Origin of the sequence: Streptococcus pasteurianus (assembly GCF_004843545.1) — a bacterium.
Classification (GTDB): Bacteria; Bacillota; Bacilli; order Lactobacillales; family Streptococcaceae; genus Streptococcus; species Streptococcus pasteurianus.
Genome location: NZ_CP039457.1, coordinates 1,542,338 through 1,555,155, shown reverse-complemented (window position 1 = coordinate 1,555,155; position 12,818 = coordinate 1,542,338). Strand labels below are relative to the sequence as shown.

The following is a 12,818-nucleotide window of genomic DNA, read 5'->3' as shown; positions in this document are numbered from 1 at the left end:
TTCTGACGCGTTCTTAGTGAAAAAGATGTACAATATACTACTGACAACTTTGCTGGTATTATCTGTTATTATTGTAATTGCTATTTTCTTGCAACCACAAAAAAATCCAAGTGGCAATGTATTTGATAACAGCGGTTCAGAAGCTTTGTTTGAACGTACTAAAGCGCGTGGCTTCGAAGCGTTTATGCAACGTTTTACAGCAGTTCTAGTTTTCTTTTGGCTAGCAATTGCTTTGGCGCTAGCGATTTTATCAAGTAAATAGATAGCAACTAACGAGGCTAAATAGTGGCTTACGTTGGCTGCGCATCTTGAATTTTGTACGAAAATTCATGGGCTGGTCACTCAGCTCATTTTTTATTATGAAGTCGTAAAAGTCTTGTTTACGACCTATTAGAATGAAGTAGAATACGAGAGGAAAATTATTGAGTTAAGCCTAGCTAGGCATTTTATGTCTGATTTTTACTAGGAATACTTACAATCACAAATTATGAACGAAAAAATTATTGCTTATTTAGGGGAGCATGGAAAAGTCAATATTAATGAATTGGCTGCTGGGCTAGACATGGCTGGCGCTGAAAAATTTCCAAAGCTTATCAAAGAGATTTCAAAATTGGAAAGCCAAGGAAAACTGCGTTTTGATGACTATGGGAACCTTGCTCTTCGTAAAAAAATAGAGAAGAAAAAAGAAATCACCGTTACGGGTGTTTTTCGTGCTAACAAAGCTGGTTTTGGTTTTTTAGCGGTTGACGAAAATGAAGATGACATGTTTGTCGGACGTAATGACGTTGGTCATGCGGTTGACGGAGATACGGTTGAAGCGGTTGTTAAAAAGCCAGCTAATCACTTGAAAGGTACAGCTGCTGAGGTTCGCATTGTCGGCATTGTTGAGCGTAGCTTAAAAACGGTTGTTGGGAAATTTATTCTTGATGACGAAAAACCAAAATACGCTGGTTACATTAAATCCAAAAATCAAAAAATTCAACAAAAGATTTATATCAAGAAAGAGCCTGTTCTGCTTGACGGCACTGAGATTATCAAGGTTGACATTGATAAATACCCAACACGAGGCTATGATTATTTTGTTGGTCATGTGCGTGACATCGTTGGACACCAAGGTGATGTTGGTATTGATGTGCTTGAAGTCCTTGAATCAATGGACATCAAATCAGAATTTCCAGAAGATGTTATGGCTGAAGCTAATGCAGTTTCAGATGCGCCGTCTGAGAAAGACATGGTTGGGCGTGTTGATTTACGTAATGAAATCACCTTTACCATTGATGGTGCAGATGCCAAAGACCTAGATGATGCTGTTCATATTAAATTGCTCAGCAATGGTAATTTTGAGCTCGGTGTTCATATTGCGGACGTTTCATACTATGTCACAGAAGGCTCTGCGCTTAATCGTGAAGCTGTTGCTCGTGGGACATCAGTTTATGTGACTGACCGTGTAGTTCCAATGCTGCCTGAACGTTTGTCAAATGGTATTTGTTCGTTAAATCCTAATGTTGACCGTTTGACACAATCATGTTTAATGGAAATTGACTGCAATGGTCACGTTGTTAATCACCAAATTTGTCAATCAGTCATTAAGACAACTTTCCGTATGACTTACAGCAATGTCAATGACATTATTGCTGGTGATGAAGAATTGATTGAGCAATATCAACCAATCGTTGACTCTATTCATCATATGACTGCTCTTCACAATATTCTTGAAACCATGCGCATGCGCCGCGGTGCTCTTAACTTTGATACGAGCGAAGCCAAGATTATTGTTAATGATAAAGGAATGCCAGTTGATATTGTGCTTCGTCAACGTGGTATTGCTGAACGCATGATTGAATCTTTCATGTTAGCAGCTAATGAAACAGTTGCAGAGCATTTTGCAAAACGTAAATTGCCATTTATTTACCGTATCCATGAAGAACCAAAAGCTGAAAAATTACAAAAATTCCTTGATTATGCTAGCATTTTTGGCGTTCAAATCCATGGTACAGCTAACAAAATCACTCAACAAGCTTTGCAAGATTTCATGGCAAAAGTAGAAGGTAAACCAGGCGCAGAAGTGTTAAACATGATGCTTCTTCGTTCAATGCAACAAGCACGTTATTCTGAACATAATCACGGACACTATGGTTTGGCTGCGGAGTACTATACTCACTTCACAAGTCCAATTCGTCGTTATCCTGATTTGCTTGTTCACCGCATGATTCGCGAATACACACAACTCACTGATGAGAAAATCGAACACTTTAGAAATGTGATTCCAGAATTGGCAACGTCATCTTCAACCCTTGAACGTCGTGCTATTGATGCTGAACGTGTCGTTGAAGCCATGAAAAAAGCCGAATACATGGAAGAATACGTTGGTCAGGAATTTGACGGTGTGGTTGCTAGTGTCGTGAAATTTGGGATGTTCATCGAATTGCCAAATACAATCGAAGGACTTGTTCACATCACAACTCTGCCAGAATTTTACAATTATAACGAACGTACATTGACCCTTCAAGGTGAAAAATCAGGAAAAGTTTTTCGTGTTGGTCAACCGATTAAAATCAAATTAACACGTGCTGATAAAGAAACTGGCGATATTGACTTTGAATACATTCCAAGTGAGTATGATGTGGTAGAGAAAGTTAAAAAATCACGCAAAGACCGTTCTGGTAAAGAAAAGCGTCGTCCAAAAACAGATAACCACAAAGGTTCAAAATCAAGCAAACCACGAAATCGTAAATCTTCCACTTCAACTTCTAAAAAGTCAGGCAAGAAACCTTTCTACAAAGAAGTTGCTAAGAAAAAATCACGTAAAGCTAAAAAATAAAACTGCTAATTAAGATAATCACTAATTTTCAAGAGAGGTATCTAATATGCCAAAAGGTGATGGAAATGTTGTTGCACAAAATAAAAAAGCGCGTCATGACTATAACATCGTTGATACAATTGAAGCAGGGATTGTTCTGACAGGAACAGAAATCAAGAGCGTTCGCGCTGCACGTATTCAGCTCAAAGATGGCTATGCCCAAATCAAAAATGGTGAAGCTTGGCTAATTAATGTTCATATTTCACCTTTTGAACAAGGAAATATTTGGAATCAAGCCCCTGAGCGCACCCGTAAATTATTGCTAAAAAAACGCGAAATCGAAAAATTATCAAATGACCTAAAAGGAACAGGGATGACTCTTGTACCACTTAAAGTCTATTTGAAAAATGGCTTCGCTAAAGTTTTGCTTGGTGTGGCAAAAGGGAAGCATGATTATGACAAACGTGAGACCATCAAACGTCGTGAACAAGACCGCGACATCAAACGCCAAATGAAAAATTTCAATGCAAGGTAAAATGGATTTACAATACTGACAAGAAATTAAAGTATATAAAAATTAATTGAATGTTTAATTTTGATAAAAAACAGTTATAAAAAACGCTTACATTTTTTGTAAGCGTTTTTTATAATGTTTTTATAAAGAAATGGAGGCGTACTTATGCATACAGATTATGAAATGAATATTATTTACCAGTCCAAAAACCAACAATTTCATTTATTTAATGGGGAGATAAGTTATATTTTTAGGGTATCAGGAGATGGTAAATTACTACACTTATATTATGGTGAAACTTTACCAGATAATGACTATAGTCATTTAATTGAGATGCATCACAGACCTATGAGTACTTATCGAAATGAAAATGATTTATTATACTCTTTAGAACACTTAAGACAAGAATTTCCTGAATATGGTACAACTGATTTTAGACATCCAGCTATTTCTATATTACAGAAAAATGGATCTCGTCTAACAGATTTTGTTTATATAGGCCATGAAATAGAAGATGGAAAGCCAAGATTAGAAGGTTTACCAGCGACTTACGTTGATAGAGATAGTGAAAGTAAAACACTGAAAGTTTACCTTTTAGATGCTATTACGAGCATTCAAGTAGAGTTATTATATACAATATATAGAGATTATCCTGTTATTACTCGTAGTGTACGAATTATAAATAAAGGAAAAGAGAGTCAAATAATTGAAAATATTAGCAGTTTATCATTAGATTTACCAGATGCTGATTATGAATGGCAACAACTCTCTGGTGCTTGGGGACGTGAGAGAACCATTAAATCGCGTACTTTACAACAAGGGATTCAATCAATTGAGTCTACGCGAGGTATCTCAAGTCATCAACATAATCCATTTGTTACTTTAAAAAGGAAAAATACTGATGAAAATCAAGGAGAAGCTATTGGTGCAGCTTTAGTTTATTCAGGAAATTTTTTAATTCAAGCAGAAGTAGATACATGGGATGTTACCAGACTTCAAATTGGTATCAATCCATTTGGATTTAATTGGCAACTTAATTCTGGTGAGACGTTTACAACACCAGAAGCAATTCTAGTTTATTCAAGTACAGGTTTAAACGGTATGAGTCAAACTTTTCACCAACTATTTAGAAAACGTTTGGCTCGTGGTGAGTGGCGAGAAAAAGATAGGCCAGTTTTAATTAATAATTGGGAAGCAACATATTTTGATTTTGATGAAGATAAGTTAGTTAGTATTGCTAAAAAAGCTTTTGATGTTGGTATAGAATTATTTGTATTAGATGATGGCTGGTTTGGAAACCGAGAAAATGATTGTGCTGGATTAGGGGATTGGTATGTAAATCCTAAAAGATTACCTGAAGGGATTAGTAGCCTCTCGGAAAAAATTCGTAGTTTTGGTATGAAATTTGGCTTATGGTTTGAACCTGAGATGGTGAATAAGGATAGCGAATTATATCGTAAACATCCAAATTGGATTATTTCGACACCAAATCGCAAACCTCATCATGGTAGAAATCAATATGTTTTAAATTTTGGTTTAGATGAAGTTGTTGAAAATATTTTTGATCAAATGTGTAAAATTATTGATGAATCTAAATTGGATTATATAAAATGGGATATGAATCGACCGTTAACTGATGTGTTTGATAGTCATTTGTCAGCAAATCAACAAGGAGAAGTGTTCCACAGATATATACTAGGTGTATATCGTTTATATGAAAAACTGATAACAAAATATCCTAACATATTATTTGAATCTTGTTCTTCAGGTGGAGGACGCTTTGATCCTGGAATGCTATATTATGCTCCTCAAGCTTGGGCTAGTGACGATTCAGATGCAATTGAAAGACTAAAAATTCAGTACGGAACGAGCATGCTTTATCCTATATCATCTATCGGATCTCACGTTTCGATTGTTCCTAACCATCAAACAAACCGTATTGTACCTATCAAAACTAGAGGAAATGTAGCATTTTTTGGTGCTTTTGGATATGAGCTTGACTTAAATGAATTGAATGAAGACGATCTTAGTATTGTTAAAGAACAAATTAGCTTTTATAAAAAATATAGAAATTTAATCCATAATGGTACTTTTTATAGATTATTGTCTCCTTTTGATAACGACAATCAAACCTCATGGATGGTCGTCAGTCACGATAAGAAAATTGCTATTGTAGCTCATTATAAAACATTAAATGAGGTAAATGCCTCTTATCGACGTTTAAAATTAAAAGGACTGGATAGTAATAGGCTCTATCAAGTGGAACAAAATGGTTTATATTCTGGTGCAGAATTGATGAAAGCTGGTTTAGTTTGTTCAGATGCTTCTAGTGGACAAATAAATGATCAGAACCAACGTCCAGAAACATTTGACTTTGATTCTAAAGTTTGGGTTATAAAACAGGAGGAGAGCGACGATGAACAATAACAAAAGTATACTTCAAAAAGGAGCAATTTTAAGTATTTCATTAATGCTAACAAGTTCTCAGGCAATAAATGGCATTATTCCACAAATGAAACAGTCTTTAGGAATATCGCAAAGTCAAAGTGAACTTTTAGGTACTGTTCCAAGTGTGACAGTTATTATATTTATTTTGTTATCTAGTTATTTTGCAAAGAGAGTAGGAATGAAAAAAACAATAATTTTAGGATTATTGTTAGCTGGTGTAGGTGGTATCCTACCAGCTTTTATGGCTAATTTTCAAATAGTACTTATTAGTCGAGTAATACTTGGAGCTGGTTTGGGGTTATACAATTCATTGGCTGTTACATATATTAGCTCTCTATATAGTGGTGATACTAGAGCAACGCTATTGGGAATTAGAAATTCAATGGAAGCTTTAGGGCAAACAATTCTTATTTTTTTAGCTGGACTTCTAGTGAATATTACTTGGACAGCTTCCTTTTTAGTTTATGCAGTAGCGTTTCCTATAGCTTTCTTATTTGCAATGAAAGTTCCCGAGATTAGAAATGAACAAAATGACATTTCCAAAAATGATATCAAAGAAAAAATGAATCCGATAGTTTTTGTTCTAGTCTTATTTGCAATTTTACTGGTAATGAATAGCATTGCTATTTCAGTACGATTTGCATCTATTGCTACTGAAATCAAAGGAGGAGAGTTTAATGCTAGTAATTATTTGGCTTTAATGCCTATTTTAGGAATACTAGCAGGATTTATATTCGGACCAGTAAATAAATGGATAGGAAAAGGAACACTATATTTAGGAATTATATTTTATATCGTTTCAAATCTATTAATTGCCACGTCAAATGGTAACATGACGTTTTTATTGATGGGGTTGTTCTTATCGAGTATAACAGGATCATGGTGTTTCCCATTTATTTTTAGTAACTTAGATAAAGTAACTACAAAGAATACCATTAACTTTGCTACTTCATTGATTTTTATTGGCTGTAATATTGGTAACTTTATTGCTCCTATTGTTATGGAATTGGCACAACTTCTGACTGGAAGTACACACTTAACAGCCCCATTTTATGTGTTTGCCGGAATCTTTATGCTTGTTTTATTTGTGACCTTTTTTATGACGAAGAGAAAAACTGATAGGGTAGTGATTAATTCAATTTGATTAACAAATACTGAACTATCGTTCATAACTTTTTAGTTTAATTAAAGTATTGATGATTTATTGATTTTAGAAAAAGTATTTGGCTTAAATAAAAAGGAGAAGTATCAAAATAATGTTGCATAAAAAAATCATTATGAGATGACATTTTCATTATTTTAGAGTTGGTATAATACTTGATATTGTGGACGATTACTCAGAATATTGCTATGGTCATCAAGAAATCTAAGAGTTTGAGTTATCCATTTAACGCTCCTTAATCCATTTCTTGCAATTAAAATATGACTGTGGTAGAATACGATTAAATTTTTATATAACAAAACGGAAGGTGTTAATGACTTTCCGTTTTGTTAAGTTAGGGACAGCTCTTTTTATTCAGTTTTATATTATGATACAGGCAATATAGTTATGTTAAGAATAATCAGAAAATAACGAGAATTGTTAAAATCTAAAAATAGGAAGGTAGATAATGGAAAATTCTCTTTACTTAGTGAAAGAACCTAATACTCATCTGAAAGATTGTTACTTTAATTTCTGTGGATATTCAAAAACAGAACCGAGACATAGTTTTGGACCAGCTATTCGAAAGCAGTACTTAATACATATAGTTTTAGAAGGCCAAGGCTACTATTTAGTTAATGATCAGAAATATTATTTGAGGAAAGGTCAAGGTTTTGTGATTCCTCCAGGGATATCGACTTTCTATCAGGCAGATGAAAATAATCCGTGGTCGTATGTATGGTTGGGGTTAAGTGGTGATCTTGTCGAATATTATCTCAAAGAAATCGGTGTTGGAAAGGATCACCTTACCTTTAAAGTAGATAATTTAAGTTTATTTAAAGGATTAATTTTTGAAACTTTATCTTATGATCAAGATAATCTAGTTAGCGAGCTATCTAGACAAAAACAGGTTTATAAATTTTTAGAACTTTTATTGAGCTCAGCGAGTCATTTGAAGGAAGGAATTGTTACCAAAAAGATGAATCCTTTTGTACGTCAGGCGATAGAAATAATTCGCGAAAATGCTTATCAAAAAATATCTGTAAAAGATATTGCTACAATGCTATCATTACATGAAAATTATCTATCTCGTTTATTTAAGCTTGATATGGGAATATCAATAAAAGAGTATATTAGTGAGATTAAACTTTCAATTGCAAATGATTTATTATCATCGACTGAATATTCAATTCAGCAAATTAGTGATAAGATAGGTTTTTCAACAGTGCAATCTTTTTCAAAAGCCTTTAAGAAAGCAAATGGTGTTTCACCTGGTATATATCGAAAACATCGATTGGGCTTAGGGATTATTAAAGTTGAATAGTTTTTCATGGAATTGGTTTCGGTGTTAGTTATATGGAGTGGATGAGAATGAAGTAGGCACTCCCAGAGAGGATGAAAGTCATTCTCTTTTTTATTTCAAAAAGAAAGTGTTACATATTGGTATAGTAAAATCTCAGAATCCTATTGTAGTATTCTAGGTAGCTATGTTAGTTTTCATCAGATTTCTTATCATTGCTCTGATGCGAATGCATTTACTTTTCATTGTAGGTTGAATCATATGAGCTTTTTCTACAGTCAAAGAATTGCAGTAAGACAGAATTATGGAATCTAGATTATAGCCTTTTTATAATTTCTTGTGGGCCATATTGAGCAAAACCTCAACAAAAATCATAGCGATAGCCTGCGTATCTACAATAGATTGTTTTGAAATGGAATTTCCAGGAAGAGTAATGACATGATTAAAGTATTTCGCGGCAGCAGCGTGCTCATTTAATGTAATCAGATAGGAATTCTGTGGCATATTTTTTGAAACAGCACTTAATGTGTTATTGAAATTGGTTGACGACCCTGAAATAGAAAACATAATAAGTGTATCTTCTTCGTCAATAATATTTGAAAGATGATTTCCGCTGTTTAAATCACTTGCTAATTGACTAGCGATACCTAAATCTTGTAAACCAAAATGTAAGTACCTTGCAGGGAGTGATGATAGAAAAATACCAAGAATATGCAGACGCTGTCTTTTTAAAATACAATCAACAAGTTCGTCAATTGCTTGACGTTCTAAATGTTTCATTTGATTTAGAATAAGGTTATAATTATCCGCAATTTGGTCAAGAATATCTTCATTTTCTTCTTTTGGCTTTTGATGAATATAATTGATAGCATCGTAGCGAAAATCTTTAAAACCTTTATAGCCCAAAATTTGGCAAAATCGTAGGACGGCAGATGTAGAAGTATGTGAATTTGTTGCAATTCTAGTAATTGTCAACGTTTCTACTTTCTCAAAGTTTTCTTTGAGAAAGTGATAAACTTTTGTTTCAGATTTTGAGTATTCTGGTTCGTGGAGTTGCATTTTTTGTAAAATATTCATAGTAAAAATACCTTTCTAATCAAGTATTTTAATTATTTTTGACAAAAATGTCAAAAATAATTATAAAAAATGTCAAAAAACATTGACAAAGTTTTTGAAAAGAACTACAATGATTGTGTTAAAATTTACAAAACAAAATGACAAAAATTACAAAAGGAGGTTAGCTATGGATTATAAGAAGTTAGCACAAAAAATTGTCACAAATGTTGGTGATGTTGACAATATTCAAACCTTATCTCATTGTATGACACGGTTGCGGTTTCAACTAAAAGATGCTTCAAAAGCTAATAAAGAAGCTTTAGAAAATTTAGAAGGAGTTATTGGAGTTGTCTATGCTGGTGGTCAATATATGGTCATCTTGGGACAACATCTATTGCAAACTTATGATGTGATAATGAATGATTTTAACATTACATCAGGTGGTAGTATCGATGAAAATTTGGATGGTGATTTAACCCCTAAAGAACCGTGGACATGGAAGAATGCAGGCAGTAAAATTATTGGCTTTGTATCAAGTTCAGTTACCCCAATGATCCCTGGTTTGATTGCTGGAGGGATGTTAAAGGTTGTCTTACTATTGATTGTGACCTTTATTGATAGTAATTTTGCTATTTCGTCAAGTTATTTGCTATTATCTGCTATTGCAGATGCCCCATTTTATTTCATGCCAATTTTTGTTGCTTACGGTGCGGCTAATAAATTAGGTGCTACACCAATTTATGCTATGGCTTCGGCAGCAGCATTATTGCATGGGAATTTTACAGGTTTAGTAACAGCAGGTGCCCCCATTACGTTATTTGGAATAAGTGTTAGTTTGCTTTCGTATGGAACATCACTTTTACCTGCTCTACTAATTGCTATTCTTGCTTATTATGTCGAAAAATTTCTTAACAAGATTATTCCAAATATTTTTAAGGCAATTTTTGTCGGAATGGGGACTATTTTTGTAGCAGGAAGTTTAGGTTTTATTATCTTAGGTCCACTTGGAAATATGTTTGGACAAGGTATCGCAAGTTTGTTTATGTTCTTGGAAGGAACTGTGGGACCAATTGCTGTGGGGCTTTTGGCTGCTGCTCTTCCTTGGATGGTTATGGCTGGAATGCATACCGCATTAGCACCATTTATGACACAGTTACTGACTAATCCTGGATACGATGCCATGATTCGTCCTGCCTTTCTTTTACATAATATGGCTGAAGGTGGTGCTGTTATTGGTGTTACGGCACGTACTAAGGACAAAGCTAAACGAGGTGAGCTTCTATCGATTGCTATTGGTTGTATCGTGGCAGGTGTCACAGAACCTGCAATTTATGGGGTTAACTTGAAGTACAAGAAACCAATGTATGGTGTTATGGCTGGTGGTTTTGTTGGTGGTATCGTTGCTGGTATTCTTGGTGCTAAAGCCTATGAAATGGGGTATTCAAATATTCTTGCTCTACCAATCTTCGGTAAAACTGTTTTAGCAGCTGTTGCTGGGATTATTGTGACTATTGTTGTTGCAGCGGTTGTAACTTATCTACTTGGAATTGATACTAGCAAAGAAGATGCTAAGTTGACTGTCACGGAACCTGTTCGTCAGGTTGTACCAGATGATGCTATCCTTGCTATTGCTAATGGTGAGTTGGTTCCATTAGAAAAGGTGAATGATGAAGTATTTGCTCAAAAATTAATGGGAGATGGTATTGCCTTCAAACCAACAAGTGATTTTATCACAGCGCCTGCTAATGGTGAATTAACAACTGTCTTTCCAACAGGACATGCGTTTGGTGTAACACGTCCTGATGGCGTTGAACTATTGGTTCATATTGGTATTAATACCGTTGAGCTAAACGGAGAAGGCTTTGACGTTTTGGCAAGAGCTGGTGATAGTATTCGCGCGGGTCAACCGATTGTGAGAATTGATCGAGACAGGATTAATCAAAAAGGTTATGATACAACAACTATGTTAATTATTACCAATGCTAATGGAAAAACGATTGAACTACCTCAAATGGGTGATGTGAAGCAAGGGCAACGTTTGGATAAGGAGGAAAACTAATGTCATACGAATTACCAAAAGGGTTTCTCTGGGGAGGAGCCACAGCAGATTTTCAATATGAGGGGGGCTTTGACGAAGGAGGACGTGGTTTACTTTCCCATGATTATGAAACAGATGGTTCACAAGAAAATCCACGTCATCATACCATGCAAATGCCAGATGGTAGCATTATCAATCCGCGTAGCTCATTTTTCTATGCCGATCCTGTTCCGAAAGAAGCACAGCCTGTCTTTTTAGAAGATGAATATTATCCTAGTCATCGTGCAGTTGATTTTTATCATCATTATAAGGAAGATATTGCTTTGATGGCTGGCATGGGATTTAATGTTTTTAGATTTTCAATTTGTTGGTCACGTATTTTTCCAACAGGTGAGGAAGAAACGCCTAACGAAGAGGGGTTAGCGTTTTACGATGATGTAATTAATGAAATGGCAAAATATGGCATGGAACCTTTAATTACGATTTGTCATGATGAGTTGCCGATGCATTTGGCGTTGAAATATGATGGTTGGTCATCACGTCATGTCATTGATTGTTATGTAAAATATTGCAAAACTCTCTTTGAACGTTACGGCAACCGTTGCCGTTATTGGTTGACTTTTAATGAAATCAATGCTGTGCGAGGCTTTGGTCCATGTGGGACACGACAATCAGAAGGGCAAGATCGTTATCAAGCTGCCCACCATATGTTTGTAGCTAGTGCGCGTGCTGTTAAACTTGGACATGAAATGATGCCAAATAGCCAATTTGGTGCAATGTATGCCATGAGTGAACTATATCCAGCAACTTGTAAGCCCGAAGATGTTTTTCATCGCTTGCAGGAACGTCGTGAAAATTGGTATTTTATTGACATTATGGGGCGAGGTTATTACCCACGTTATGTAAAAGAAATCTGGCGTCGTCGAGGCGTGAAAGAAATTGTTTTTGCTGAAGGTGATGAAGAAATCCTTAGAGAAGGTCAACTTGATTTTATTTCTTTTTCTTATTATCGCTCTAATACCACTAAAGCTGGAGATGACTGGTTTAATGTTGGTGGCTCTACGAATCCATATCTTAAAGAGACGCCGTGGGGATGGCCTGTTGATCCCTTAGGGCTTCGTCACGTCATGAATGAGATTTATGATCGCATACAAAAACCAATTTTTATTGTTGAGAATGGTATGGGTGCCATTGATGAGCTTGATGAAAATGGTATTGTTCAGGATGATTATCGTATTGATTATTTACGTGATCATCTTCAAGCAATGGCTGATGCTATTATCATTGATGGTGTAGAATGTTTAGGTTACACCATGTGGGGACCTGTTGATTTAGTCTCACTTTCAACAGGAGAAATGAAAAAACGTTATGGCTTTATTTACGTGGATATGGACGATAAAGGTAATGGTAGCTTGAAACGTACTCCTAAAAAATCCTATGCTTGGATGAAAGAAATTATCGCCTCAAATGGTGCTAAGTTATCTGAAATTTAGAAAGAAAAATTCAATCAATAATGAGTGT

9 protein-coding genes are annotated in these 12,818 nt (G+C 35.0%); 8 read left to right on the top strand and 1 reads right to left on the bottom strand.

Annotated features, from left to right (window positions below; all coding sequences use genetic code 11):
- The first annotated feature begins 25 nt into the window (after positions 1–25).
- From secG to E8M05_RS08045, 6 genes are all read left to right on the top strand, one after another.
- Positions 26–262 carry a preprotein translocase subunit SecG gene (gene secG / locus E8M05_RS08070; protein ID WP_003065877.1) on the top strand — a complete coding sequence of 79 codons (237 nt, stop codon included), beginning with the start codon at positions 26–28 and terminating at the stop codon, positions 260–262.
- A 225-nt stretch (positions 263–487) separates the two neighbouring features.
- On the top strand, positions 488–2,821 hold the full coding sequence (gene rnr / locus E8M05_RS08065) for a ribonuclease R (protein ID WP_003065875.1): 2,334 nt from the start codon (positions 488–490) through the stop codon (positions 2,819–2,821).
- Between the two features lie 46 nt (positions 2,822–2,867).
- Complete coding sequence (gene smpB, locus E8M05_RS08060) at positions 2,868–3,335, top strand: SsrA-binding protein SmpB (protein WP_003065873.1); 468 nt, start codon at positions 2,868–2,870, stop codon at positions 3,333–3,335.
- A 144-nt stretch (positions 3,336–3,479) separates the two neighbouring features.
- Positions 3,480–5,741: an alpha-galactosidase gene (locus E8M05_RS08055; RefSeq protein ID WP_003065872.1), complete on the top strand. Its 2,262-nt coding sequence runs from the start codon at positions 3,480–3,482 to the stop codon at positions 5,739–5,741.
- Entirely contained in the window at positions 5,731–6,906 is a 1,176-nt protein-coding gene (locus E8M05_RS08050; protein ID WP_003065870.1) for an MFS transporter, read from the top strand. Before E8M05_RS08055 ends, E8M05_RS08050 begins: the two co-directional genes overlap by 11 nt.
- A gap of 466 nt (positions 6,907–7,372) precedes the next feature.
- Positions 7,373–8,227, top strand: coding sequence for an AraC family transcriptional regulator (locus tag E8M05_RS08045; RefSeq protein WP_003065868.1), 855 nt, complete (start codon positions 7,373–7,375; stop codon positions 8,225–8,227).
- A 303-nt stretch (positions 8,228–8,530) separates the two neighbouring features.
- On the opposite strand, the gene E8M05_RS08040 is transcribed toward E8M05_RS08045, so the two are convergent.
- Positions 8,531–9,280: a MurR/RpiR family transcriptional regulator gene (locus E8M05_RS08040; RefSeq protein WP_003065866.1), complete on the bottom strand. Its 750-nt coding sequence runs from the start codon at positions 9,278–9,280 to the stop codon at positions 8,531–8,533.
- A gap of 166 nt (positions 9,281–9,446) precedes the next feature.
- Between E8M05_RS08040 and E8M05_RS08035 the strand changes: the two genes are divergently transcribed.
- Both E8M05_RS08035 and E8M05_RS08030 read left to right on the top strand, forming a co-directional pair.
- On the top strand, positions 9,447–11,318 hold the full coding sequence (locus E8M05_RS08035) for a glucose PTS transporter subunit IIA (RefSeq protein WP_041973197.1): 1,872 nt from the start codon (positions 9,447–9,449) through the stop codon (positions 11,316–11,318).
- Positions 11,318–12,790, top strand: a complete 1,473-nt coding sequence (locus tag E8M05_RS08030) for a glycoside hydrolase family 1 protein (RefSeq protein ID WP_003065862.1) — start codon at positions 11,318–11,320, stop codon at positions 12,788–12,790. The genes E8M05_RS08035 and E8M05_RS08030 overlap by 1 nt, the downstream gene beginning before the upstream one ends.
- Positions 12,791–12,818 lie beyond the last annotated feature (28 nt).